This window comes from Aeromicrobium yanjiei, from assembly GCF_009649075.1.
Taxonomy (GTDB): domain Bacteria; phylum Actinomycetota; class Actinomycetes; order Propionibacteriales; family Nocardioidaceae; genus Aeromicrobium; species Aeromicrobium yanjiei.
The window spans coordinates 3,117,702-3,140,341 of the sequence record NZ_CP045737.1; the positions used below are offsets into that span (position 1 = coordinate 3,117,702).

Sequence of the window (22,640 nt, forward strand, 5' to 3'; positions counted from 1 at the left end):
CCATGTGCGTGTGCGAAAGTCAGGCCGTGACAGGCACCAAGCAACTGCAACACCTCGGCCTCCTTTTCGAGGAGCGGGCACATGGTTGAGCAGAACGAGCATCCCCGACCGCGGCGCCAGCGAGGCAGGCGCATCAAGCGCGCAGCAGACGCCGAGACGGACGGCCAGCACTCCGGCCCGCCCCGCACCGAGCTCGAGACGGCGAGCCGGCTCACGAACTTTCTGCACGGCGACGACCGCGACAACAGCCCCGCGGTCCCGACGGGTTGGTCGGTGGTCAACCTCCTGCCCGCCCGATCCGTCCTCACCAACGGGAACCTCCACATACGACGACGTGGTCGGCTCTTCGCGACGATCCCTGCGCACACCATCAGCTCCTTCGCGCAGATCCCGTGGGTGCCGGGCCCGGTCAGCGAGTTTCCCGCGGTCGAGATGTGGGTCGTGGGCCATGACGGGAGGCCGCTCGCCGTGGTCCCGTGGGACACCCGGCTCGAGCGGTAGGTCAGGGAGGCGGGACTGCCCGTCCGACGCTTCGCCCACAGCGTCGACCGTGACGTCATCGCACGCGTCTGGGCCGAACGCCCCACCCGTGCGGTGGCCGTTCACGTCGACCCTGCTGCTCGAGCCTGACCCACGTCAGCGCAGCAGTCCGCCTGTCGCCCGCCGGACGCGCGAGTGCGCCAGCGCGGCACGGGCAGCGTTCATCCCCGGCCCGCCATGCACGCCTCCGCCCGGGTGCGCCGAGGCCGAGCCGAGATACAGCCCGCGGATGGGGGTCTCGGCGCGGCCGAGCCCCGGCACCGGACGGAAGACCAGCTCCTGGTGGAGCTGCGAGGTGCCACCGTTGATGGCACCACCGATCAGGTTGGCGTCCGCGTGCTCCAGCTCGTGCGGACCCATGACCCGTCGGCTGAGGATCTTGCTGCCGAAGCCCGGCGCGAGTCGCTCGATGCGCGCCTGCATGCGGTCGGCGAAGCGCTCGCAGTCGTCGCGGTCCCACGTGCCCCGGATGCCTTCGTCGCCGCCGTCGGCGAGCGTGTCCTGCGGGACGTGGGTGTACGCCCACAGCGACTCGGTGCCGGCGGGTGAGCGCGACGGGTCCGTCGTGGTCATCTGCCCCGCGAGCATGAACGGGTTCGCCGGGATGACGCGTGCGGACACCTGGCCGAGCGCCTCGGTCATCTGCTCGACGGAGTCCGCGACGTGGAACGTGCCGGGGTCGTGGGGCGGGCGGGACGCCCACGGGACCGGTCCGTCCAGCGCCCAGTCGACCTTGACCGTCCCGGGGTCGAGCTCGAACGAGCGCATCGACTTCATGGTCCGCGTCGGGAGGTCCTCGTCGATGACGAGCCCGCCGTAGAGGTGAGGTGCCACGACGTCCGCGACGACTGCGCGGCGGGCGACGTACCGCTCGCCGGCGGCGAAGACGGCGGTGGCGCGCCGGTCGGTCACCTGGATCCTGGTCGCCTCGGCCGACAGCACGATCTCGCCGCCCAACGACTCGAAGCGTCGCGCCAGGGCGTGGGCGAGCCCGCCCGCGCCGCCCTCGGGGGCCGGGAACCCGACGGTCTGCCCGAGCATCGACATCAGGACGCCCATGAGGCCAGAGCCGGGGGCGTTCAACGGGATGTCGGCGTGGCCGGCGTTGCCCGCGATGATCAGGCGGGGGCCGACGCCACCGAAGCGCGCTCGACCGAGATCGCTCGCGGGAGTCAGCATCGTCTTGACGAAGTCGAGGCCACCCACGCTGCGGAGCCGGGCCAGCGCACCGACGCCATGACGGACGGGCGGGAACGGCGACAGCAGGGCCTTGACCATCTGGTCGCCGATGCGGTCCCACTGCCCGCACAGCTCGAGCCAGGCATCGCCGTCCCCGGGATGGGCCTGCTCGAAGAGGTCCGCGGTCACCGTCCGGTCGCGGTGCAGCATCGCCCAGCTGCCGTCGGGCAGCGGGTGACCCAGCACGGCCGGGGAGTGCCGCCAGCGCAGACCGTGGTCCTCCAGGTCGAACGAGCGGATCGTCGGGGAGGCGTGGGCCAGCGGATAGAACGCGCTGAAGGTGTCGTGGACGAAGTCGGGGTGGACGTCGCGCGAGCTCTTGACCGCGCCGCCGACCTCCGCCTGCGCCTCCAGGACGACGACCGACCAGCCCTGGTCGATCAGGTGGTTGGCTGCGACCAGCCCGTTGGGGCCGGCCCCGATGACGACCGCGTCGTAGCTTGTGCTCATGCGGCCCTCCCGGTGACCGATCTGGCCAGGGCGACCGCGTTGCGGGCGATCCCGGCGATGGGGTTGCCGAGCGACCCGGTGAGGCCGTTGCCCGCCTCGCGGGACTGCAGGACGTTGCCCTCGGTCGGGGCCACCGGCGACGTGCGGTCGGTGGCCGCCAGCCGGAACAGCGGGCCGACCATCAGGTCGTAGAGCGCCGGCATCCCGGAAAAGCCCAGCTGCATCACCCTGTTGGACAGATTGACCTGGGTCCGGGCGCGCGGGTGGTCCAGCTGTCGCAGGGCGACCCGGGCGACCTTCTCGGGCGAGGACACCGGCGGGGGCGGTCGGCCGAGGAATCCGTCGTACGCCGCCGCCTGCTGGTAGATCGGAGTGTCGACGCCGCCCGGGGAGACGTACGCGATGTGGACGTCGCGCAGGTCACGGTTCTCCAGCTGCAGCTGGCGGGCCAGCGCCCGGACCCCCCACTTGCTGAGGACGTAGGGGCTCATCGAGGGGACGCCGATGTGCCCGATCACCGAGCCCAGCACCACCAACGTCCCGGCCTCCTGCCGACGCAGCACCGGCAGCACGTGGCGGGCGACGTTGATCGAGCCGGTCAGGTTGGTGCGCACCACCCCGTCGAAGACGTCGGCGGGCACCTCCTCGGTGCGGCCGTACGCAACCACCCCGGCGCAGTGGATGACCGCGTCGAGAACCGGGTGGGCCTGCTGCACCTGCTCGATGCAGGCGGCGACGGCGACGTCGTCCCCCACGTCGGTCGGCACCACCATGGCCGATGCGGCCCCGCGCGACCGGCACTCGGCCGCGACCTCCTCGAGGGAACCGGCCCCCCGGGCGACGAGCACCAGGTGGTCGCCTGCGTCCGCAGCCCGCAGGGCCGTGGCGCGGCCGCAGCCGCTCGAGGCGCCGGTGACGAGGATGACGCGCGGACCGGTCGTCATGGCTTGAGCACGACCTTGATGCAGCCGTCCTGCTTCTTCTGGAACATCTCGTACGCGCCGGCCGCCTCGGCCAGCGGCAGGCGGTGCGTCGCCAGCGACTCGGTGCCGAGCACGTCGGCGTCCTTCTGCAGGACCTTGACGATGTCGTCGGTCCACCGCTTCACGTGACACTGGCCCAGCCGCATCGTGATGCCGCGGTCGAACATCTCCATCATCGGCATCGGGTCGATCTCGCCGCCGTAGACGCCACTGACCGAGACCGTGCCGCCGCGGCGCACGGACTTGATGGCTGCCGTCAAGGCTGCCACCCGGTCGATCGCGAGCCGGTCGATCACCGGCTTGGCGACCGCCGAGGGAAGCATCCCTGCGGCGGTGATCGCCTTCTCCGCCACCGGGTTGCCGTGCGCCTCCATGCCGACGGCGTCGACGGTCCCGTCGGCCCCGCGGCCTTCTGTCAGGTCCAGGACTGCGGACGGGACATCGTCGACAGCGTCGAGGTCGATGACGTCGAAACCCCACTGACGGGCCAGCTCCAGTCGCTCGGGCACCCGGTCGATCCCGATGACCCGCACGCCGGCGTCCTTCGCGATGCGGGCGGTCATCTGCCCGATCGGCCCAAGGCCGAACACGGCGAGAGTCTGCCCCTCGGCGACGTCCGCGAACGCGAAGGCCTGCCAAGCGGTCGGCAGGACGTCCGAGACATACAGGTAGCGCTCGTCCGGCACCTCGTCGGGAACCTTGATCGGCCCGAACTGGGCCTGCGGCACCCGCAGGTACTCGGCCTGGCCGCCGGGGACCGCGCCGTACAGATCGGTGTATCCGAACAGCGACGCGCCCTTGCCGTACTGCGTGTTCTGCGTCGTCTCGCACTGGGCGAACAGTCCGCGTGAGCACATCCAGCAGTGGCCGCACGAGATGTTGAACGGCACCACCACGCGATCACCGACCTGGAGGTCACCGGCCTCGGGGCCGACCTCCTCCACGATGCCCATCGTCTCGTGGCCCAGCACGTCGCCGGGGTGGAGATACGGTCCGAGCACCTTGTACAGATGCAGGTCCGAGCCGCAGATCGCCGTCGACGTCACCTTGATGATCGCGTCGTTCGGCTGCTCGATGCGCGGATCCGGGACGTCCTCGACGGAGACGTTCTCGGTGCCCTGCCAGGTCAGTGCCTTCATGCCGTGCTCCTTGTCAGGACGCGGGGCGGTTCTCCGCGATGTAGGCGAGGCGGCGGAGCGTCTCGGTGTTGCGCCACTTGAGCGTGAGGCCCTTGATCGGCTCGGGGACGAGGACTCCGGGTCCGGCCACAGCCTGCTCCCGGATCTCGACCTCGGTGTGGGCACCGGAGGGCTTGAGCTCGATGACGACCTCCGCCTCCCCGATCGGCCAGCCGCGTGCCCGCAGCCGGATCATCCGCTGGGGGTCGACCTCCAGCACCTCGCTGTTGTCGTCGATCAGCGCGGGCCAGACGCCCACCGAGTGGTGGATCAGGCTGCCGACGGCGGGCCAGCTCTCGTCCACGTCACGCACGCGCGAGGCACCCACCACCCACAGCGGGTACGTCCAGCCGTCGGCCAGCACGTTCCAGACGTTCTCGGGCGAGGTGTTGATGATGCGAGTGTTGACGCTCATGGGTGGGGACTTACCCCTCGACGCGCGGCGTAACCTCTACCCCTCGAGCTCAGCCAGGATCGGAGCGATGCCGTCGACGATCTCGCGGGCGAGATAGCCCGTGCGACCGTGCTGGACGGACAGCCGCTGGCCGGCGGCGGCGTGCACGTAGACGCCCCAGCTCGCCGCCTGCGCCGGCTCCGCACCGCGGGCGAGCAGACCGGTTATCACGCCTGCGGCCGCGTCGCCGCTGCCGGAGGTGCCAAGACCCGAGTCCGCGGTCTCCTCGCGCCACACCGAGCCGCTCGGGTCCGCGACGTGCCCGAACAGGGAGACCACGCAGTCGTACGTGCGGGCGATCTCGATGGACTCCTCGTCGAGGTCGTCGTTCAGGTCGCGGTCGAGCAGGCGCGCTCCCTCGCCGGTGTTCGGGGTGAGCACCGGGTGGACCTTGCGCCCCTGCAGCAGAGAGCGGCGCTGCGACAGCGCTCCCAGGGCGTACGCGTCGACGACCAGCCGGGTGTCGGGCTCGATCACGTCCATCACCGCCTCGAGCAGGGCGCCGGTCTCGTCGATGTCGACCAGGCCCGGGCCGATCAGGACCACGTCGGCGCCGCGGACCAGGCCCTCGAGCTCCTCGTCCATCTGACCGCGCACGGCCCCGCGCTCGGTCTCGGGGAGGCCGACGACCAGCGCCTCGGGCACCGCGATGCTGAGGGCCGCCGCGGTGCTCTCGGTCGTCGCGAGCTGCAGCTTGCCGGCCCCGGCCCGCAGCGCGGCGATGCCGGCCAGGAGCACGGCGCCGGGGGTCGAGCGGGAGCCGCCCAGCACGAGCACCGTGCCGCGGGAGGACTTGTCGCCCTCGGGACGGGGCAGCGGCCAGGACCGCAGCCGTCCGGGGGTGAGGGTCACTGCTTGGTCATCGCTCATCGGCCGGATCCTCCTTGGTGGGTTCGGCTGCACTGTCGTCCTGCACGTGCGACACGTCGTTGAAGGTCTCGCGGCGCCAGGCGCCGCGGCCACCGGTCCAGCTGCTGAGGGACGCATTGCCGATCGGCGACTTGGCCGCCTCCTCGATCAGCGCGGGCTCCTCGAGGTCTTCCAGGACGTAGCGGACGAGGGTCACCACGACGTCGTGCGCGAACAGCAGGACCCTGCCTCCGGGGTGGTCCTGCTCGATCTCGCGGAGGACGGCCCGGAGCCTCAGGGCCACGTCCGCCCAGGACTCGCCGCCCGGCGGACGGTAGTAGAACTTGCCGTGCCGGGTGCGGCGCTCGGACTCGGCCGGGAAGGAGGCACGGATCCCCTGCGCGGTGTGCAGGTCCAGCACGCCGAGGTCGCGGTCGCGCAGCCGCTCGTCGACCCGACGAGGGACGCCGAGCCCCTCCATCGCGATCTCCGCGGTCTGCCGCGCGCGCAGGAACGGCGAGGTGATCACCAGATCGGGCCGCTCATCGGTCGGCAGGTCATGCATTCGCCGGGCGAGGCTCTCCGCCTGACGCCGGCCGAGATCGGACAACGGCACGTCGGCCTCGCGCTCCGCGACGTCGATCAGGTCCAGACCGTCACGCGCCGCCGATGTGGCTGCCACGTTCGCGGTGCTCTCGCCATGCCGCACCACACCGATCCACAGTTCGTCCCCCATGCGTCCACACCCTCGTCGTCGTTGGTGCTCCGCACGTACCCGCGTCGGCGACTTCCATGCCTGTCGGTCGCCGACGCGGGTGGCGGTGGTGACTACGAGACGTCGTTGCGGACGCCCTCGGCGGCCGACTGTCCCTCGTCCTTGACGTGCTGGGCGGACTGGGTGGCCGTGTCCTTCACGTCGGAGGCGGCCTCGGCGGCCTTCCCCTTCATGTCGTCGCCGACCTCCTGTGCCACCGACTTCGCGTGGTCGACCAGGGGCTGGCCCTGCTCCTTCGCGGTGTCGACGGCCTGGTTGGCGAGCTTGGCCTCGGCGTTGCTGGCGGGCAGCAGCGACGAGACGAGCCACCCGGCACCGAACGCGATGAGTCCGGCGGCGAGGGGGTTGCCCTCGGCCCGGCGCGAGACGGAGCCGGCCGTGTCCGACAGGCTGCCGACCGCGGACCCCGAGGCGTCCGACGCCGAGCCGGCCACCCCCATCACGCTGTCCTTGGCACCGGTGATCCGGCCCTTGACGCTGTCGACGCGACGGCCCACGACCCGACTCGGGCTGACCCGGTCGGCGAGGGCGTCGAAGTTGCGCGACAGATCCTCACGCGTGCTCTCGATGTCTTGCTCGATCACTTCTGGTTCTTTGCCCATTGGACATCCTCCTTGAGGGTTTCTTGAGTCCGGTCGAGTGCCGGGTTGACGGTCTTCATCTGTGCGCGACCCATCACGGCGAGGACCGCCGCGCCGATGGCCCACACGGCGAACACGATGAGGGCGGCCCACTGCAGGTCCATGCCCTCGCCGAGCAGGAACATCACGCACAGCGACAAGAAGAGCAGCGCGAAGTAGCCCGCCACGGCCGCTCCGCCGAGCAGCCCGGCCCCCTTGCCGGCCTTGGCGACCTCGGCCTTGGCCTCGGTCTTGGCCAGGTCGAGCTCGGAACGGACCATGTTGCTGAGGTCCGAGGCGATCTCGCCGACGATGTCACCGATCGACCGCGGGTCCTCGGCGGTCGGAGGCGTCTGCTCCGTCACTGTCGGCCCCCGGTGTTCTGACCGCCCGGCGCGAAGTCCGAGCTGGTGATGGGGTCGCCGGTCGGCGGCGCGTACGTCGGGGCGGGCGTCGGCGTCGCCGCAGGCGTCGCTGTCGGTGCCGACCCGGAGTCCGGCGTGGCCTTCGCGCCGCGGGTCAGACGCCCTGCGAGGACGCCGACCACGGCGGAGCCGGCGAGGAAGGCAGCCGGACGGCGACGGGCGAACCCGCGCACGTCCTCCACCAGGTCCATCGGCTGGCGACCTTCCAGGTGTGCGCTGAGCTGGTGGGTCTTGTCGGCCAGCTGCTGCGCGATGCCGGTGACGGTGCCGTTGGCGTCCGAGCCGGTGACCATGCTGTCGAGCTCGTCGGCCAGCTCGCCGAGCTTGGTCGCGAGACCCTTCAGCTGGGTCTTGGACTGCTCGTCGACCTGGCTCTTGAGGTCCGCCAGCAGGTCGGCGGCCTTGTCCTTGGCCTCCGAGGCGACCTTGGTCGCCTCTTCCATCGCCGTGTCCGCGACGCTCGAGGCGTGCTCGGACGCGCTGCCGAGAGCCTCCTGCGCGGTCTCCTTGGCCGACGACCCGGATCCGGTCGTGGACGTGAGACCCGTGTCGTGGGCGAGCTCGTCACCGATCGGCGACGAGGACTCCGGCAGATCTGTGCTGGTTGCGAGAGGGTTGGTCTCTCCGTACGAGGGTGTGGTCATGCGTCCTCCGTGTTGATGTGGTGGTGCCTCACCCGTGGGCCACGGGTGAGCGGAGCCGGGCTTCGTACGTCGTCAGTCGCGCGAGCGAGCAACGAGCGCGGTAGACGCCGCATCCTGCGAGCGCGATCGCCATGACGATCCCCACGCCGCCGGCTGCGAGCAGCAGCGACACGAGGAGCGTCGTGACGAGAACGCTGAAGAAGCCGTCGCCCACCCGGCTCATTTCAGGGCGTCCTTGGCCTTGTCGATCAGGCCTTTGGTCTCCATGAGCGGGTTGGTGCCGTACAGGCGGGGATCGCCCGGCGCCAGGTCGGTGTGCTCGCCGTGTGCCTGGATCAGCGCGCTCTGGAAGTCGCCGCGGCCGTCGGGGGCCGGGCCGCTGGCCCAGCGTCCCTCGGTGGCGGCCTCGCCGTCCGAGGCCTGGATGAACACGCGGGAGAACTCGTCGAACTCCTCCTCCAGCGGGAACGCCTCGGGGACGGGCAGCCCGTCGAGGCCGTCGGCCTTGAGCTCCTCGATCGCCGACAGCCACTGCATCTGGTGCATGTGGTCGCGCGTCGTGAGGAAGCGGATGAGGTCCTTCATGCCCGGGTCGTCGGTCATGTGGAACAGGCGGGCGACCTGGAGCCGGCCCTGCATCTCGGCCGTGACGTTGAGGTGGAAGTCGGCCATGAGGTTGCCGCTCGCCGTGACGTACGCGCCCGACCACGGGATGCCGTTGCTGTCGTGCGGGTAGGCGCCGCCGCCGTTGACGATGGTGTGCTGCGGGTTCTGGTGACCGAACTCGGCCGCCTGCGTCGAGCCCGTGGTGTCATCGGCGGCCATCGGGGGCGCCTTGTCGAGCAGCTGGTCGATCGCGGTGACGATCATCTCGACGTGGCTGAGCTCCTCGGTGCCGATCGCCATCAGCATGTCCTTGTACTTGCCGGGCAGACGGGTGTTCCAGCCTTGGTAGAGGTATTGCATCGCGACGGTCATCTCGCCCCACTTGCCGCCCAGCACCTCCTGGAACTTCCGGGCGAACGCGGGGTCCGGCGCCTCAGGGCGCGCAGCGAACTGGGGTGCCTTCTGGTGCGTGAACATCTACGACTCCTCGGGTCTCGGGCGCTGTGTGCTCCCGGTAGAGACCACCTACCCGACCCCACGCGACCTGAGACATCTTTTTCTCTGCAATTCCCAGCAGTAGTTGCCACTTTCGGCAGGGGTCAACCCGGTCGGGCCTAGGCCCGACCGGGGTGTGGGAGGAGATCGTCTCGGCCGCCCTCAGCGACTCCTCGTGGCAGTCGTCGTCACCGTCATCCGGCCTTCGCCGTCTGCTCGACGTCCATGTCGTCGATCGCGAGCCGCAGGCGCGTCAGGACGCGGCGCAGCTCGCGCGAGACCTGGACCTGGGTCTTGCCCAGCCGGTCGGCGATCTGGCGCTGCGTCAGGTCCTCGAAGAATCGCAGCCGGAGCAGCTCTCGCTCCTGCAGGCTCAGATCGGCGCACGCCCCGGCCGTGGCCAAGCGCTCCTCGGCGAGGACGAAACCGCCGTCCTCGACCGCGACGTCGAGTCCGCCCGCAGTGTCATGGCCCGGCACCGGCGCGTCGAGCGAGGTCGGCGTGAAGCAGCTGCGGGCCGCCGCGGCCTCCTGCACCTCGGCGGGCGAGACCCCGAGGTGCTCGGCAAGAGTCGCGACGGACGCGGCCCCGTCCATGTGCTGGAGGTGAATCGTTGCCGCCGACAGGCGCGCCTGCAGCTCCTGGACCGAGCGGGTCGGGCGGATCGTCCAGCACGAGTCCCGGAAGTACTTCTTGATCTCGCCGAGCACCGTGACCGAGGCGTAGCCCAGGAACGATCCACGGCCGGGCTCGTACCTGCGTATCGCCCCGAGGACAGCAGCGTCGGCCACGGCTCGGAGGTCGTCGAGCTCGGCGCCGCGGTTGGCGTAGCGGTGGGCGATGCCCCACGCGAGCGGCCGGCAGCGGGTGATGACCTCACCCTCGAGCAGCTCTCGCCTGGCGTGGTCCGACGCCACCTGGGCGTCGACCACGAGGGAGCAGAGGTCAGCGTCGTCGTGGATGGTCTGGATCATGGCGCGTCCTGGAGAGTTCGCAGGTACCGGCTCATGTCTAACCGTGGACGGCTGGTTGCTCCGTCAGGGGGGTGCGTACCCCCACCCGGCACAGTTCAACCGGGTGTGATCGAACCGACTTCGGACCCTGTCCCCGCGGGGACGCCTTGGGTAGGACGGAAGACGTCCCCCACCCGCCGACCCGAGGAGGCACCCATGAAGTCGTTGAGCGTCCAGTCGCGCCGCATCGAGCACCTCCCCCTCTTCACCCGTGGGGAGGATCCGTCGACGTCCCGGGCATGAGCGCCCGCCACCACTCCCGCCTCCCGGCTGATCGGGGCCCCGATGTTCCTCATGCTCTACACGCTCATCGCCCTGGCGCTCAGCGCCCTCGTGACCACTGCGCTCGTCATCCTGATCGGTGACCTCATGGAGCGGCGGCGCGACCCACGCCGCGGACTCCCGACCTACCGGCGGATCCGACGCGACACCCACACGGCGCTCGACCTGTGCCGTCGGGCGCTTCGCCGCGACCGGGCCGGCACCCCCGACGACTGACCCTCGATTCAAGGTGGCGAACCCGGGTACGGGGGGCGAGATCAGTGAGGAGACCACATGGACGTCGCACGCATGCTGGCCGACATGGCCCTCGAGCTGGAGCAGGACGGCAACCCCACCACGATGCTCGACCGTGTCAGCCACTACGCCCGGCTGGCCGTCGGTGCCGAGGATGCCGGGATCATGCGCGTGCGGAGTCGGAAACTGGTCGAGACCCCCTCCGCGACGTCCTCCCGGGTCGACCAGGCCCACCAGCTGCAGGCGGCCTTCGACCAGGGCCCCTGCCTCGATGCGATCAAGGGACGCGCGACCTATCGCTCCGATGACGTGGCAAGCGATCTGCGGTGGCCCCAGTGGGGGCCGGCCAGTGCCGAGCTCGGGATCCGGTCGACCGTCGGCGTCCGGCTCGCCACCCGCGAGCGCGGCTTCGGATCGCTCAACGTGTACGCGGACCGGCCGAGTGCGTTCACCCCGGCGGACGAGCAGATCATCGAGCTGCTCGCGGCCCACGCGACGGCCGCCTATTCCGCGGCCGATCGTGCCGAGGGCCTGTCCAGCGCCCTCGACTCGCGCACCACGATCGGGCAGGCCCAGGGCATCTTGATGCAGAAGTTCGACATCGGCTCCGATGCCGCCTTCGACTTCCTCAAACGGATCTCCCAGCACGAGAACAAGCGCCTGCACGCGGTGGCCGAGGCCATCGTCGTCCAGACCGATTCGAACGCCCGCCCCACCGACTGACCGGATGGGTCACCCGGCCCGCATGCCCGCCGACCTGCGGACCAGCACCGGGACCGCCGCGAGCACCCCGACCGCGATCGCAGCCCACGGGACCCACCGGTCGTACGTCCATCCGAGCGCGTGGTCCAGCGAGAGGTCGCCGGGTCCGGTCAGCACCAGGACCGCCGCGACGCACGCGTACACGAGCGCGACCTCGTAGCCGCCGAGGTGCGCCCACAGGCCCTTCGAGAAGTTCGCGGCCGCCGCGACGATCATGGTGCCGATCGCCACCGCCCCGCCCAGCGGGGTGAGCAGCCCGAGCGCGAGAAGGGTGGCGGCCACGGTCTCGGACACGCCGGCCATCAGCACCATCGGACGTCCCGGGCGGAAGCCGAGCGTCTCGAACAGCGCGCCGGTCCCGGCCACGCCCATCCCGCGGAACCATCCCAGCAGCTTCTGGGCGGCGTGCCCGAGGAGCAGCAGCGCGATCAGCAGCCTCAGGACGAGCAGTCCGAGGTCGAGCGTCTCGGTCATGACCGTTGCAGCACGAAGTCGAACTCCGCCGTGACGAACGGACGGTCGAAGGAGGTGCCGTCGGGGGCCGTGCCGCCCGTGTGCGTCGTGAACGGGGTGATCAGCGCCTCCTTCGTGCCGAACACGACGTCGGAGTCGATGTAGCGGGTGCCCTCCTCGAAGATGTGCGTGACGAGCCGCTCGTAGCCGTCCTCCTCGAGCAGGAAGTGGATGTGCGCGGGCCGGTAGTGCGCGATCTGGGTCCGTGAGATCAGGTCGCCGACCGGGCCGTCCATCGGGATCGAGTAGCCGAGCGGGACGATGCTCCGCACGCAGTAGGTCCCGTCGTCACGGGTCGCGAACTTGGCCCTCAGGCGGGCCTCGTCGAGATCGGCGATCTGCGACTCGTACAGGCCGTCGGCGTCCGCCTGCCACACGTCGAGCACGGCACCGGCGATCGGTGAGCCGTCGACGGACCTGACCGTGCCGGTCACGAAGAACGGCACCCCCTCGATCCCGTCCGACATGTCGTGGCCGTACGGGAGCGTCGGCGAGCCGTCGATGTGGAACGGCCCGAGCACCGTGGCGGGGGTCGCCGCATCGTCGAAGCGGTGGTTCATCTGCACCACGAGCATGCTGAGACCCAGGACGTCGGAGGCCAGGATGAGCTCCTCGCGCTTCTCGTCGCTGATCTGGCCCGCCCGGGTCAGCCACTGCATCGCGGCCATCCACTCGTCCTCGGTGAGCCGGACCTCGCGCGCGAAGTCGTGCAGGTGCTGGACCAGTCCCGCCATCAGCTCGGCCAACCGCGGGGACTCGGCCGTGCCCCAGCGCTGCGTGGCCAGCTCGGTGATGTTGTCCTCAGTCGCGAACATCGGATTCTCCGTTCTCGGGTTCGACAAAGACGGCGTTGTTCTCGATCAGCAGGTAGGCATCCATCGCCATGGGCCGCCGGCGCTCCTCTGCGATCTGGCCCAGCAGGCCGGCCGTGCGCGCCAGCAGGGCGAAGCCCCGCAGCAGCTCGACCGGCAGGTCGAGGTCCGCCAGCGCCGCCCCCACGACACCCGCGCCGTTCAGCACGAGGCGCCGGCCGAGGATCTCGGGGTGCACCCGACCGATCGCGAGGAACAGCCGCAGGTGAGGACCGTAGGTCCCCTCCTCCTGGGCGATCCGCACCAGCGCAGGGGTCCGCGGGTCCTCGTCCTTGTGCACCGGGTGCCCCAGGCCGGGGATGATGGCCTTGCGGGCGCGCTCGCGGGTGACGACGTCCCGCGCCACGGCGTCCCACTCCTCGTCGGTGCCCGGTTGCGTCTCGAGAGCGTGGATCTCGCGGTCGAGGAACTGGCCGCAGTCTTCGGTGACGCCGAGGAAGCGCGATCCCCCGCCCAGCAGGCCCGCTGCGAGAGCGCCCTGCAGGGAGTCCGGAGCGCTCAGGTACGTCATGCGGGCCGCGATCGCCGTCGGGGTGAAGCCGTGGTCGGCGAGGGCGAGCAGGCAGGCGTCGAACACGCGGACCTGGCCCGGCGTGGGGCGCTGCTGGGTCACGAGCCAGAACGCCATCTCGCTGAACCCGACCTGTCCCATCAGCTCGGTGCCGAGATCGTGTCCCAGCAGCGAGATCGTGGACGTGGTCGACATGCCCAGCGAGGTGGGGAAGGACGGCACGGAGTCGGTCATCGGGGTCCCCTCGCCCAGGCGCGGATGTCGTCGCCGTGCTGGTCAAGGTCGGGCGGCGCCAGGTCGTAGCGCGCTGCGTCGCGGGAGAACGTGATCGGGTTGCGGATGCTGGGCACGGCGCCCTCGCCCACCTCGACCACCGGATCGAGCCCCAGCGACCGGGCGAACTCGACACCCTCGGCGATCGTGTTGATCGGTCCGGCCGCGACTCCTGCCTGCACGAGCGCCTCGAACCACTCAGCCTTGGTCCGCTCCCCGAGCCGGGCCTCCAGCAGCGGCCGGAGCTCGTCCCGGTTGGCGGTCCGGTCCTGGTTGGTCGCGAACCGCGGGTCGTCCGCGAGCTCGGGCGCCCCGAGGGCCGCGCACAGCTTGACGAACTGTCCGTCGTTGCCCGCGATGATCACGATGTCGCCGTCGGACGCCGGCAGCGGCTCGTACGGGAACAGGCTCGGGTGGGCGTTGCCCATGCGGTGCGGCACGGTGTCCCCCGCGGCGTACGCGCCGGTCTGGTTGACCAGCCCGCTCATCGCCGACGAGAGCAGGTTGACCTCGATGTGCTGCCCGTGCCCGGTGGACTGTCGCGCGTGCAGGGCGGACAGGACACCTATCAACGCGTGCATCCCGGTCATCACGTCGAACACCGAGATGCCCGCTCTGTACGGGGGCCCGTCGGGCGAGCCGGTGAGGCTCATGAGCCCCGAGATCGCCTGCACCATCAGGTCGTAGCCCGGGATGTGCGCGCCGTCGCCCGCACCGAACCCGCTGATCGAGGCGTAGACCAGCTCGGGGTTGCCGGCCGCGACCGTCTCGTAGTCCAGACCGAAGCGTGCGAGACCGCCCGGTTTGAAGTTCTCGACCATGATGTCCGCCCGTGCGGCGATCTCCCGCGCGACGTGGAGGTCCTCCTCCTGGCGCAGGTCGAGTGCGATCGAGCGCTTGTTGCGGTTGATGCTCAGGTAGTAGGTGGACTCGTCCCCCCGGGTCGGCGGCATCCAGGTGCGGGTGTCGTCGCCCTGCGGGCCCTCGATCTTGATGACGTCCGCGCCGAGATCGGCCAGCAGCATCGTGGCGTAGGGACCGGCGAGGATGCGGGAGAAGTCGGCCACGACGAGGCCGCTCAAGGGCCCTCCGGACGGGCTGGCTGCCATAGGGTTCCCTTCGATTACGGACGAGTGTCCGTTCAATGTGCGCGACAACCCGTCCCTTGTCAAGACGGATTTCTCGCGCCTCACCCCTTGACATGTGATACAGGCCACAGGAAATATGGACGGATCATTCCCGCAGCGGACAGACGTCCGCTGCCGCTCGAGAGGCTGCCATGACCCCCTCCACCGCGCCGATCACACCCGACTCGGTCGGCGACCGCGCCCTCGTCTTTCGCGGTGCCACGATCCTCACGCTCGACGACGGCGGGACGATCCTGAACGATGCCGACCTGCTGGTGGTCGGCGAGCGCATCGAGGCCGTCGGCCCCCAGCTCGCGGTGCCCGACGGCACGATCGAGATCGATGCGCGCGGCGGCATCCTCATGCCCGGCATGATCGACACGCACCGCCACATGTGGCAGACCGCGATGCGCGGCTACGGCGCGGACTGGACCCTGACGCAGTACTTCGTCTGGTACTACCTCGAGCACGGCAAGATCTTCCGCCCCGAGGACGTCTACGCCGGCAACCTCCTCGGCGCCCTCGAGGCCCTCGACGCCGGAGTCACCACCACCGCCGACTGGGCCCACGGCATGATCACCCCCCAGCACGCGGACGCCGCGATCGATGCCCTGGAGGACACTCCCGGTCGATTCGTGTTCGGCTACGGCAATCTCCACGCCGGGCCCTGGGAGTGGTCCACCAGCCCCGAGTTCAGGGACCTGCACGCACGCCGGCTGGACGGCAAGGGCGACATGCTGGGCTTCCAGATCGCCTTCGACGTCACCGGCGACCCGACCTTTCCCGAGAAGGCAGCCTTTGAAGTGGCCCGCGAGATGGGCGCCCCGGTCACGACGCACGCGGGGGTGTGGGGGGCGACCAACGACGACGGCATCCAGCTGATGCACGACCACGGGTTCATGACGCCCGAGACCGTCTACGTCCACTCGGCCTCGCTGGAGCACGACTCCTACCAGCGGATCGCGGCGACGGGCGGCTCGGTGTCCGTCGCGACCGAGAGCGAGCAGAGCGCCGGGCAGGGATATCCCCCCACCTGGGTGCTGCGCTCGCACGACATCCCGGTGTCGCTGTCGATGGACACCAGCGTGTGGTGGAGCGCCGATCTCTTCAGCGCGATGCGCTCGACGCTTGGCGCCGACCGGTCACGCATGCACCTCGAGGCACATGCCCAGGAGGAGACCGTGACCCACAGCCACCTGCGTGCCGAGCAGGTCGTGCGATGGGCGACCCGCGGCGGCAGCCAGGCGCTCGGCCTCGACCACGCGGTCGGCAGCCTGGAGCCCGGCAAGAAGGCCGACGTGGTGCTGATCAAGAACGACCGCTCTCCCGCGATGTTCCCGATCCTCAACCCGTACGGGCACGTGGCGTTCCAGGCGCAGCGTGCCGACGTGCACACGGTGTTGGTCAACGGACGGGTCGTCAAGAGCGAGCACGAGCTCGTGGGGGTCGACCTGGACAAGGCGAGGCGTGCAGTCGACGAGAGCGTGGAGTACCTGCGCTCCACGTTGGGCGAGGAGGCCTGGCAGCAGGGCATGAACCCCGACATCCCGGAGTCCACGGTCCTCGACAACCCGTACACCTACACTGATCACCGCGACGCGTCCACGCACGACCGCGTCGGGGACCAGGTGTGACGGCAGCACCGACGAGTCGAGAGGGGACGACGGGCAGTGGTGACACGAGGCACGGGGCCGGACTTCATCGAGTCGGTCGCTCGCGGCTTCGACGTCGTCAAGGCCTTCACCCCCCAGTGCCCCACCCTCACCCTGTCGGAGGTGGCGGCGCGCACCGAGCTCTCCCGGCCGACGGCACGGCGGATGCTCCTCACGCTGATCGAGCTGGGGTACGTCCGGGAGTCCCAGACCGGCTTCTCCTTGACCCCCCGGGTGCTCGACCTCGGCCTGACGTACATCCAGGCCCACGGGCTGTGGGACCTGGCCCGACCCCATCTCGAGTCGCTCGTGACGCAGACCCACCAGTCCTCGTCGATCGCGCAGCTCGACGGCTCGGACATCGTCTACGTCGCGCGGGTCGCCGTGCCCAAGATCATCTCGCTCGCCGTCTCGATCGGCACCCGGTTCCCGGCCACCTCGACGTCCCTCGGGCGGATCATGCTGGCCGATCTCAGCCCGGCCGAGCTCGAGGCGACGTTGTCCCAGCCGAGTCGCTCGGGCATCGAGCCGCGGTACGTGCCGGGCGAGGACGAGCTGCAGGCGATCCTCTCCCAGACCCGGGCCCGCGGCTGGGTGCTGACCGACGAGCACCTCGCCGGGGGCATCCGCTCGATCGCGGCGCCGATCCGCGACGGGAGCGGGGCCGTGATCGCAGCGGCCAACGTCACGGTCCATGCGGCAGAGGTCTCGGTCGAGGCCCTGACCGACGACTTCCTGCCGCTGTTGATCCGCACGGCCGGAGACATCAGCGCCGACGTCGCGCGGATCGACCAGATCCCCCGGGTCATCGCACCGCGCTGAACCTCAGGCGATGTCGGCGGCGCGCGCCGCTGCCGACGCCTCGGCCGCTCCGCCCGTCCACGGCACGCCGTGCCCCGTGAGCACGACCCGGGCGCCGGAGGCACCGATGCGCGTGAGCGACCCCTTCGCTGTGGCGGCGTCGTGCGTCCCGCCGCGACCCACGACCCGCGGTCCGGTGCGTCCCGAGTAGGGATCGAGCGTCACCAAGGCGTCCCCCGTGAAGATCACGTCGTGCGACGGCACGTGCAGTGCACAGTGCCCGTCGGTGTGCCCGGGCGTGTGGATCACGGTCGGCCGACCGGGCAGGTCCAGCGTCTGGCCGTCCACGAGCGCGTGGCTGGGCTCGACGCCACGCACCCGCAGCGCGCCGGCCGCGGCCATGCTCGACAGGTGCGGCACCGAGCGGGGGTGGAGGAAGGGATAGGCCAGCCGGGGACGCCCCGGGCGGTAGCGGTACGGGTGACGCACGATCCGCTGGTCACCGGGGTGCACCCACACCGGAACGCCGTGCTCCGCGACCGCGCGCGCCAGGATCCCGACGTGGTCGAAGTGTCCGTGGGTCAGCACGAATCCGGCGACATCGTCCCAGCCACGGCCGATCCGGTCCAGGACCTGCGTCGTCTCGTCCCACATCCTCGGCAGGCCGGCGTCCACGATCGTCACCGCACCACCGTCCTCCAGGACGTACAGGTTGGTGCTCGCGACCGCGACCAGGTGCACGCCGGGCACGACGTCCATCGTGATCATGCGGAGCCGTCCGGACGCCTTCTCCCCCGGGCCAGGCGGCGCAGCGCCCGCACGGCTACCGTCCCGGTGACGACCCAGGGCCCGGCCACGAGGATCGGGTCGATCCACTGGTGTCGCGTGTCGACCCGATGGCCCGCGCGACGTGAGGCGAGGCCGTGGTGGGTGAGCTCGGAACGGATCCCGGTCTCGGTCAGCGGGTTGTCGGGGCGGGTGGTCAGCAGCGAGCGCAGGTGGCTCTCCACCGCGTCCACCCGGTCCGCGCCCAGCAGCAGGAGCCAGTGCGCCGCGCGCGCCTCGCTGAACCGGGCGTACGAGTAGCGGCGGATGACTCCGGACAGCCCGCGCAGCGGGGCCGAGGTGCCGAACACCGGCGGGAGCATGCCGTGCTCGATCGACCGCTCGCGGAAGCCGTGCGACTCCTGGCGCTCGGGGAACTCCCAGTGGGCACCGGAGTCGAGATCGCGCCGCTCCTGCGGAAAGGCCGGACGGTCGGCGGGATCCAGGTCGACGCCCCACCCGGGGATCTGGGCGCGCAGCTCGTCGCTGGTCCGGGCGAGCGGCGGCTTCTGTGCGGTGTAGGTCATGACGGCACCTCTCAGCTCGGGACGATGACGGGCTTGATGACGTTGTCGAGCTTGGCCGAGAAGATGTGATAGCCCTCGGCGATGTGCTCGAGCGGGATGTGGTGGGTGATGATGTCGCTCGGCTTCAGGTGCCCGTTGCGGATGTGCTCGAACAGGCGGGGCCACTGCCGCTTCGCGGGGCACTGGTTCATGTTGAGCGTCAGGCCCTTGTTGAGCGCGTCACCGAACTTCACGGCGCTGAACATCGGACCGTACGCCCCCATGACCGAGACCGTGCCGCCCTTGCGCACCGAGTCGATCGCCCAGTTGAGGGCGATGGGCGATCCGCCCTGCAGCTTGAGCTTGGCGGACGTCACGTGCTGGAGCAGGTTGCCGTCGGCCTCCGCGCCGACCGCGTCGATCACGACGTCCGCGCCGAGATGGCCGGTCGTCTTCTTCATCTCCACCACGATGTCCTGGTGCTCGGCGAAGTTGAACGTCTCGGCGTGGGCGAACTCGCGGGCCTTCTCGAGCCGGTAGTCCAGGTGGTCGATCACGATGACCCGTCCCGCCCCCATGAACCACGCGGACTTGGCCGCGAACAGGCCGACCGGTCCGGCACCGAACACCACCACGGTGTCGCCCTCGACGATGTCACCGAGCTGGGCGCCGAAGTATCCGGTCGCGAGCGCGTCGGTGCACAGCAGCGCGTCCTCGTCGTCCATCCAGTCCGGGATGCGGGAGGGGCCGACGTCGGCGAACGGCACGCGCACCAGCTCGGCCTGGCCGCCGTCGTAGCCGCCGCACGTGTGCGAGTAGCCGTAGATGCCGCCCACCGCGGTCGCGTTGGGATTGACGTTGTGGCAGTTGGAGTAGAGGCCGCGCGCGCAGAAGTAGCAGGACCCGCAGTAGACGTTGAACGGCACCATCACCCGGTCACCCGGGGACAGGTTCTCGACCGACGGGCCGACCTCCTCCACGATGCCGATGAACTCGTGGCCGAACGTGTGGCCGACCCGCGTGTCGGGCATCATCCCGTGATAGAGGTGCAGGTCGGATCCGCAGATCGACGCCATCGTCACGCGGACGATCGCGTCGTTGGGGTGCTCGATCCTCGGGTCCTGCTTCTCCTCGACGCGGACCTTGTAGGGCCCCCGGTAGACCATTGCCTTCACGAGTCGCTCCTTCTCCCGGGTCCCGGGGCCTTGGACGTTGCGGTGCCAATACCCCGAAGTCGGGTGCGTGAACACCTCGTCGCAGGGATCAGCTCTGCGTGTGCAGCAGCACGCCGACGCCGAGGCAGTGCGCCGCGAATGCCGCGACCGTCAGGCTGTGGAAGACCTCGTGGTAGCCGAAGAACGCGGGCGAGGGGTCCGGCCGCTTCGTGCCGTACACGACCGCACCTGCGGTGTAGAGCAGACCGCCTGCGGTCAGGAGGAAGAGCACCGTCGGCGATGCGGCGTCGACGAAGTCGCCTGCGAAGATGACCGGCGCCCAGCCGAGGAGCAGGTAGAGCGGGGCGTTGGACCAGCGCGGAGCGTCGACCCAGAAGATCTTGAACGCGATGCCGAGCGCTGCGCCACCCCACATCGTGGCCAGGAGGATCGCGGCACGCTGCTCCGAGAGCAGCATGAGCGCGAACGGCGTGCTGGACCCCGCGATGAGGACGAAGATGTTGGCGTGGTCGATGCGCTTGAGCAGGCGCATGTGGCGCGGCGACCACGTCCCGGTGTGGTAGACCGCGCTGCAGGTGAACAGCAGCAGCGCGCTCACCATGTACACCGCGACGCCGAGACGGTCGCGGGTGCTGTCGGCCACGACCAGCATGCCGAGGAGGGCGATGAAGGCAAGAGGTGCCGTCGCCGCGTGGAGCCATCCGCGCAGGCGCGGCTTGATCTCGGCGACGGTGTCGACCAGCTGGTCGTGCATGGTGCTGGGGACATGACGCGTGTGGGACATCGCGGCTTCCTTCGGATGGATGGACGAGGCGGGCCGGCGTCTCCAGGAGAGACGCCGGCCCGCACTAGGGATGTGGCTCAGTTGCCGGAGTGCGTTCCGTCGTTCGTGCGGTGGTCGCCGTCCTGACGGTGCTCGATGTCGCCCTCGGGCTCCATCGCGAGCAGGAACGAGCCGACGGCCCAGACGAGGGCGCCGATCAGACCGACGTACACGCCGATCTCGGTGTCGAAGCCGGCCTTGCGCTCAGCGCCGCCGGGAACCTCGAGCAGGTAGGACAGGGACAGACCGGTGGCGGCGATGCCCGCAGCCATCGAGGACAGGGACAGTCCGCGGTGCTGGCGACGGGTCGCACGCTTCGCGGCGTACAGCAGGGCTGCGGCGAAGCCGATGCCCAGGTAGGCCGTGAACGGGATGACGGTGTCGGCCTCGTAGCCGCTGAAGCTCTTGTCATCGGTGTTGATCCAGGCGAGGAACGTCGCGATGACGAAGATGACGACACCCGCGGTCGCGATGTACGCACCCTTGGGGTCCGCGCGGTGCGGATCGTAGGTGTGGGCCCGGTTGGCGTTTGATGTGTTGCCGTGACTACTCATGAGTAGGAGATACCTGCTGGGACGAGCTCTATTCATCTGGCTCTCAGGTTGGGCTGAGAACTGGGTCACACCCCCCGATGCGTACAGTCGTCCCACCGCCTTGCCCGCTGTCTCGAAGGATGCCTCATGTCGCAGCTGCACGAAGCCCGCTCCACGACCGGCGCCCCGCCCGCAGAAGGGGTCGGTCGCTCCCGTCAGAGCGCGATCTACCGCGAGGGCGTGCTGGGCCGCCGGCCTGCGGTGCCGACGGACTTCGCCGAGCTGGAGCGGCGGGCCGCGAAGGCGTCCTCGGCCAAGGCGTGGGCGTACGTCGCGGGCGGCGCCGGCGAGGGCCGCACGATGCGCAACAACCGGGCGGCGTTCGACCGCTGGGCCGTGGTGCCGCGGATGGCCCACGGGCAGGCGACCCGGGACCTGTCCGTCGACCTGTTCGGCACCCGACTGCCGACGCCGCTGCTGCTGGCCCCGGTCGGGGCCGGTCAGCTCATCGATCCCGACTGCGACCTGCACGTCGCGAGGGCGGCTGCCGCCACCGGCGTGCCGTACGTCTTCACCAACCAGGGCGGCACCCCGATGGAGGAGACCGCCGCGGCGATGGGCGGCGGGCGGCACTGGATGCAGCTCTACTGGAGCACCGACGAGGGCCTGGTCGACAGCCTCATCACCCGCGCGGAGGCCAACGGGGCGGAGGCACTGGTCGTCACGTTGGACACGACGCTGCTGGGCTGGCGGCCGCAGGACCTCAACCTGGGGTCCTTGCCGTTCGCGCAGGGCAAGGGCATCGGCCAGTACACGTCCGACCCGCGGTTCCTGCAGATCGTCCGCGAGCGCATCGCGGCCGCCAAGAGCTCGGGGACCAAGCCCGACACGACGATCACGCTCGGGGCCGTCAAGTCGCTCATCTCGATGACCCGGCAGCACCCCGGGACCTTCTGGTCCAACCTGCGCTCGCCCGAGCCGCGGGCGTCCGTCGAGGCGTTCCTGGACATCTACTCCAATCCCGGACTGAGCTGGAGCCACCTCGAGACCCTGCGGGAGCGCACCCGGCTGCCCGTCGTGCTCAAGGGGATCCTGCATCCCGACGACGCCCGTCGGGCGTTCGACCTGGGCGTCGACGCGATCGTGGTCTCCAACCACGGCGGACGTCAGGTGGACAGCTCGATCGCCTCGCTCGACGCGCTCATCGCGGTGCGCGAGGCGATCGGCCCCGAGCCGACGGTCCTGTTCGACAGCGGCATCCGCACCGGGGCTGACGTCTTCATGGCGCTGGCCCATGGGGCGGACGCGTGCCTGCTCGGTCGGCCGTACATGTACGGCGTCGCCCTGGCCGGTCAGGCCGGAGCCGAGGCCGTGATCTCCAACGTCCTCGCCGAGCTCGACCTGACGATGGCCCTCACCGGTGCGACCCAGGCCCGGGACATCTCCCCGGACCTGGTCGTGGCCAACCCGTCGCGCTGAG

The 22,640-nt window shown here is 70.4% G+C and carries 27 protein-coding genes; 6 read left to right on the top strand and 21 right to left on the bottom strand.

Annotated elements, in window-relative coordinates; all coding sequences use genetic code 11:
* Positions 1 to 81 precede the first annotated feature (81 nt).
* Complete coding sequence (locus tag GEV26_RS15330) at positions 82 to 501, top strand: hypothetical protein (RefSeq protein ID WP_153654443.1); 420 nt, start codon at positions 82 to 84, stop codon at positions 499 to 501.
* A 135-nt stretch (positions 502 to 636) separates the two neighbouring features.
* On the opposite strand, the gene GEV26_RS15335 is transcribed toward GEV26_RS15330, so the two are convergent.
* The 12 genes from GEV26_RS15335 to GEV26_RS15390 all read right to left on the bottom strand — a co-directional run bounded on the left by GEV26_RS15335 (position 637) and on the right by GEV26_RS15390 (position 10,232).
* Positions 637 to 2,229, bottom strand: coding sequence for a phytoene desaturase family protein (locus tag GEV26_RS15335; RefSeq protein ID WP_153654445.1), 1,593 nt, complete (start codon positions 2,227 to 2,229; stop codon positions 637 to 639).
* Positions 2,226 to 3,173 (bottom strand): SDR family NAD(P)-dependent oxidoreductase, encoded by a 948-nt coding sequence (locus tag GEV26_RS15340; RefSeq protein ID WP_153654446.1) that lies wholly within the window; start codon positions 3,171 to 3,173, stop codon positions 2,226 to 2,228. The genes GEV26_RS15335 and GEV26_RS15340 overlap by 4 nt, the downstream gene beginning before the upstream one ends.
* A complete protein-coding gene (locus GEV26_RS15345) occupies positions 3,170 to 4,351 on the bottom strand; it encodes a zinc-dependent alcohol dehydrogenase (RefSeq protein ID WP_153654447.1) in 1,182 nt (393 codons plus the stop codon). Before GEV26_RS15345 ends, GEV26_RS15340 begins: the two co-directional genes overlap by 4 nt.
* A 13-nt stretch (positions 4,352 to 4,364) precedes the next feature.
* Positions 4,365 to 4,805 (bottom strand): SRPBCC family protein, encoded by a 441-nt coding sequence (locus tag GEV26_RS15350; protein WP_153654448.1) that lies wholly within the window; start codon positions 4,803 to 4,805, stop codon positions 4,365 to 4,367.
* A 36-nt stretch (positions 4,806 to 4,841) separates the two neighbouring features.
* Positions 4,842 to 5,714: an NAD(P)H-hydrate dehydratase gene (locus GEV26_RS15355; protein ID WP_153654449.1), complete on the bottom strand. Its 873-nt coding sequence runs from the start codon at positions 5,712 to 5,714 to the stop codon at positions 4,842 to 4,844.
* On the bottom strand, positions 5,704 to 6,429 hold the full coding sequence (locus GEV26_RS15360) for a histidine phosphatase family protein (RefSeq protein ID WP_153654450.1): 726 nt from the start codon (positions 6,427 to 6,429) through the stop codon (positions 5,704 to 5,706). Before GEV26_RS15360 ends, GEV26_RS15355 begins: the two co-directional genes overlap by 11 nt.
* Positions 6,430 to 6,521: 92 nt before the next feature.
* Positions 6,522 to 7,052 (bottom strand): DUF3618 domain-containing protein, encoded by a 531-nt coding sequence (locus GEV26_RS15365; protein WP_208430978.1) that lies wholly within the window; start codon positions 7,050 to 7,052, stop codon positions 6,522 to 6,524.
* Positions 7,049 to 7,453, bottom strand: coding sequence for a phage holin family protein (locus GEV26_RS15370; RefSeq protein WP_208430979.1), 405 nt, complete (start codon positions 7,451 to 7,453; stop codon positions 7,049 to 7,051). Before GEV26_RS15370 ends, GEV26_RS15365 begins: the two co-directional genes overlap by 4 nt.
* Positions 7,450 to 8,157: a hypothetical protein gene (locus GEV26_RS15375; RefSeq protein ID WP_153654452.1), complete on the bottom strand. Its 708-nt coding sequence runs from the start codon at positions 8,155 to 8,157 to the stop codon at positions 7,450 to 7,452. Before GEV26_RS15375 ends, GEV26_RS15370 begins: the two co-directional genes overlap by 4 nt.
* Positions 8,158 to 8,185: 28 nt before the next feature.
* Complete coding sequence (locus GEV26_RS15380; RefSeq protein ID WP_153654453.1) at positions 8,186 to 8,380, bottom strand: hypothetical protein; 195 nt, start codon at positions 8,378 to 8,380, stop codon at positions 8,186 to 8,188.
* Positions 8,377 to 9,240 (bottom strand): manganese catalase, encoded by an 864-nt coding sequence (locus GEV26_RS15385; protein WP_153654454.1) that lies wholly within the window; start codon positions 9,238 to 9,240, stop codon positions 8,377 to 8,379. The genes GEV26_RS15380 and GEV26_RS15385 overlap by 4 nt, the downstream gene beginning before the upstream one ends.
* A 212-nt stretch (positions 9,241 to 9,452) precedes the next feature.
* A complete protein-coding gene (locus tag GEV26_RS15390; RefSeq protein WP_153654455.1) occupies positions 9,453 to 10,232 on the bottom strand; it encodes a sigma-70 family RNA polymerase sigma factor in 780 nt (259 codons plus the stop codon).
* A 324-nt stretch (positions 10,233 to 10,556) separates the two neighbouring features.
* Between GEV26_RS15390 and GEV26_RS15395 the strand changes: the two genes are divergently transcribed.
* Positions 10,557 to 10,769, top strand: a complete 213-nt coding sequence (locus GEV26_RS15395) for a hypothetical protein (protein ID WP_153654456.1) — start codon at positions 10,557 to 10,559, stop codon at positions 10,767 to 10,769.
* A gap of 57 nt (positions 10,770 to 10,826) precedes the next feature.
* Complete coding sequence (locus GEV26_RS15400; RefSeq protein WP_153654457.1) at positions 10,827 to 11,510, top strand: GAF and ANTAR domain-containing protein; 684 nt, start codon at positions 10,827 to 10,829, stop codon at positions 11,508 to 11,510.
* A 9-nt stretch (positions 11,511 to 11,519) separates the two neighbouring features.
* Here the strand turns inward: GEV26_RS15400 and GEV26_RS15405 are convergent, their stop codons facing one another.
* Genes GEV26_RS15405 through GEV26_RS15420 form a run of 4 tightly spaced genes read right to left on the bottom strand, consistent with a single transcriptional unit; the run spans position 11,520 to position 14,827 of the window.
* The gene (locus GEV26_RS15405; protein WP_153654458.1) at positions 11,520 to 12,023 is read right to left on the bottom strand and encodes a DoxX family protein; all 504 of its coding nucleotides are present in this window, start codon (positions 12,021 to 12,023) and stop codon (positions 11,520 to 11,522) included.
* Positions 12,020 to 12,877 carry a dioxygenase family protein gene (locus tag GEV26_RS15410; RefSeq protein ID WP_153654459.1) on the bottom strand — a complete coding sequence of 286 codons (858 nt, stop codon included), beginning with the start codon at positions 12,875 to 12,877 and terminating at the stop codon, positions 12,020 to 12,022. The genes GEV26_RS15405 and GEV26_RS15410 overlap by 4 nt, the downstream gene beginning before the upstream one ends.
* Positions 12,864 to 13,679, bottom strand: a complete 816-nt coding sequence (locus tag GEV26_RS15415) for a citryl-CoA lyase (RefSeq protein ID WP_153654460.1) — start codon at positions 13,677 to 13,679, stop codon at positions 12,864 to 12,866. The genes GEV26_RS15410 and GEV26_RS15415 overlap by 14 nt, the downstream gene beginning before the upstream one ends.
* A complete protein-coding gene (locus tag GEV26_RS15420) occupies positions 13,676 to 14,827 on the bottom strand; it encodes a CaiB/BaiF CoA transferase family protein (RefSeq protein WP_153654461.1) in 1,152 nt (383 codons plus the stop codon). The genes GEV26_RS15415 and GEV26_RS15420 overlap by 4 nt, the downstream gene beginning before the upstream one ends.
* A 170-nt stretch (positions 14,828 to 14,997) precedes the next feature.
* On the opposite strand from GEV26_RS15420, the gene GEV26_RS15425 reads away from it, so the two are divergent.
* Both GEV26_RS15425 and GEV26_RS15430 read left to right on the top strand, forming a co-directional pair.
* Complete coding sequence (locus GEV26_RS15425; RefSeq protein ID WP_153654462.1) at positions 14,998 to 16,479, top strand: amidohydrolase family protein; 1,482 nt, start codon at positions 14,998 to 15,000, stop codon at positions 16,477 to 16,479.
* Positions 16,480 to 16,518: 39 nt separating this feature from the next.
* The gene (locus GEV26_RS15430; RefSeq protein ID WP_208430980.1) at positions 16,519 to 17,319 is read left to right on the top strand and encodes an IclR family transcriptional regulator domain-containing protein; all 801 of its coding nucleotides are present in this window, start codon (positions 16,519 to 16,521) and stop codon (positions 17,317 to 17,319) included.
* A 3-nt stretch (positions 17,320 to 17,322) separates the two neighbouring features.
* On the opposite strand, the gene GEV26_RS15435 is transcribed toward GEV26_RS15430, so the two are convergent.
* From GEV26_RS15435 to GEV26_RS15455, 5 genes are all read right to left on the bottom strand, one after another.
* The gene (locus GEV26_RS15435) at positions 17,323 to 18,066 is read right to left on the bottom strand and encodes an MBL fold metallo-hydrolase (protein ID WP_153654464.1); all 744 of its coding nucleotides are present in this window, start codon (positions 18,064 to 18,066) and stop codon (positions 17,323 to 17,325) included.
* A complete protein-coding gene (locus GEV26_RS15440) occupies positions 18,063 to 18,650 on the bottom strand; it encodes a hypothetical protein (protein ID WP_153654465.1) in 588 nt (195 codons plus the stop codon). Before GEV26_RS15440 ends, GEV26_RS15435 begins: the two co-directional genes overlap by 4 nt.
* 11 nt (positions 18,651 to 18,661) lie before the next feature.
* Positions 18,662 to 19,795: a zinc-dependent alcohol dehydrogenase gene (locus tag GEV26_RS15445; RefSeq protein ID WP_153933946.1), complete on the bottom strand. Its 1,134-nt coding sequence runs from the start codon at positions 19,793 to 19,795 to the stop codon at positions 18,662 to 18,664.
* 97 nt (positions 19,796 to 19,892) lie between these two features.
* Positions 19,893 to 20,588 (bottom strand): PAQR family membrane homeostasis protein TrhA, encoded by a 696-nt coding sequence (trhA, locus tag GEV26_RS15450; protein WP_194839889.1) that lies wholly within the window; start codon positions 20,586 to 20,588, stop codon positions 19,893 to 19,895.
* A 77-nt stretch (positions 20,589 to 20,665) separates the two neighbouring features.
* On the bottom strand, positions 20,666 to 21,181 hold the full coding sequence (locus GEV26_RS15455; protein WP_153654467.1) for a hypothetical protein: 516 nt from the start codon (positions 21,179 to 21,181) through the stop codon (positions 20,666 to 20,668).
* 126 nt (positions 21,182 to 21,307) lie between these two features.
* Here GEV26_RS15455 and GEV26_RS15460 point away from each other — a divergent pair, with 126 nt between their 5' ends.
* Positions 21,308 to 22,639, top strand: a complete 1,332-nt coding sequence (locus GEV26_RS15460) for an alpha-hydroxy-acid oxidizing protein (RefSeq protein ID WP_153654468.1) — start codon at positions 21,308 to 21,310, stop codon at positions 22,637 to 22,639.
* The last annotated feature ends 1 nt before the right edge of the window (position 22,640 follow it).

Bases quoted from the DNA above. Each gene is read 5' to 3' on its own strand.
- GEV26_RS15330 (WP_153654443.1), top strand. From the start codon at position 82: ATGGTTGAGCAGAACGAGCATCCCCGACCGCGGCGCCAGCGAGGCAGG.
- GEV26_RS15335 (WP_153654445.1), bottom strand. From the start codon at position 2,229: ATGAGCACAAGCTACGACGCGGTCGTCATCGGGGCCGGCCCCAACGGG.
- GEV26_RS15340 (WP_153654446.1), bottom strand. From the start codon at position 3,173: ATGACGACCGGTCCGCGCGTCATCCTCGTCACCGGCGCCTCGAGCGGC.
- GEV26_RS15345 (WP_153654447.1), bottom strand. From the start codon at position 4,351: ATGAAGGCACTGACCTGGCAGGGCACCGAGAACGTCTCCGTCGAGGAC.
- GEV26_RS15350 (WP_153654448.1), bottom strand. From the start codon at position 4,805: ATGAGCGTCAACACTCGCATCATCAACACCTCGCCCGAGAACGTCTGG.
- GEV26_RS15355 (WP_153654449.1), bottom strand. From the start codon at position 5,714: ATGAGCGATGACCAAGCAGTGACCCTCACCCCCGGACGGCTGCGGTCC.
- GEV26_RS15360 (WP_153654450.1), bottom strand. From the start codon at position 6,429: ATGGGGGACGAACTGTGGATCGGTGTGGTGCGGCATGGCGAGAGCACC.
- GEV26_RS15375 (WP_153654452.1), bottom strand. From the start codon at position 8,157: ATGACCACACCCTCGTACGGAGAGACCAACCCTCTCGCAACCAGCACA.
- GEV26_RS15380 (WP_153654453.1), bottom strand. From the start codon at position 8,380: ATGAGCCGGGTGGGCGACGGCTTCTTCAGCGTTCTCGTCACGACGCTC.
- GEV26_RS15385 (WP_153654454.1), bottom strand. From the start codon at position 9,240: ATGTTCACGCACCAGAAGGCACCCCAGTTCGCTGCGCGCCCTGAGGCG.
- GEV26_RS15390 (WP_153654455.1), bottom strand. From the start codon at position 10,232: ATGATCCAGACCATCCACGACGACGCTGACCTCTGCTCCCTCGTGGTC.
- GEV26_RS15395 (WP_153654456.1), top strand. From the start codon at position 10,557: ATGTTCCTCATGCTCTACACGCTCATCGCCCTGGCGCTCAGCGCCCTC.
- GEV26_RS15400 (WP_153654457.1), top strand. From the start codon at position 10,827: ATGGACGTCGCACGCATGCTGGCCGACATGGCCCTCGAGCTGGAGCAG.
- GEV26_RS15405 (WP_153654458.1), bottom strand. From the start codon at position 12,023: ATGACCGAGACGCTCGACCTCGGACTGCTCGTCCTGAGGCTGCTGATC.
- GEV26_RS15410 (WP_153654459.1), bottom strand. From the start codon at position 12,877: ATGTTCGCGACTGAGGACAACATCACCGAGCTGGCCACGCAGCGCTGG.
- GEV26_RS15415 (WP_153654460.1), bottom strand. From the start codon at position 13,679: ATGACCGACTCCGTGCCGTCCTTCCCCACCTCGCTGGGCATGTCGACC.
- GEV26_RS15420 (WP_153654461.1), bottom strand. From the start codon at position 14,827: ATGGCAGCCAGCCCGTCCGGAGGGCCCTTGAGCGGCCTCGTCGTGGCC.
- GEV26_RS15425 (WP_153654462.1), top strand. From the start codon at position 14,998: ATGACCCCCTCCACCGCGCCGATCACACCCGACTCGGTCGGCGACCGC.
- GEV26_RS15435 (WP_153654464.1), bottom strand. From the start codon at position 18,066: ATGATCACGATGGACGTCGTGCCCGGCGTGCACCTGGTCGCGGTCGCG.
- GEV26_RS15440 (WP_153654465.1), bottom strand. From the start codon at position 18,650: ATGACCTACACCGCACAGAAGCCGCCGCTCGCCCGGACCAGCGACGAG.
- GEV26_RS15445 (WP_153933946.1), bottom strand. From the start codon at position 19,795: ATGGTCTACCGGGGGCCCTACAAGGTCCGCGTCGAGGAGAAGCAGGAC.
- trhA (WP_194839889.1), bottom strand. From the start codon at position 20,588: ATGTCCCACACGCGTCATGTCCCCAGCACCATGCACGACCAGCTGGTC.
- GEV26_RS15455 (WP_153654467.1), bottom strand. From the start codon at position 21,181: ATGAGTAGTCACGGCAACACATCAAACGCCAACCGGGCCCACACCTAC.
- GEV26_RS15460 (WP_153654468.1), top strand. From the start codon at position 21,308: ATGTCGCAGCTGCACGAAGCCCGCTCCACGACCGGCGCCCCGCCCGCA.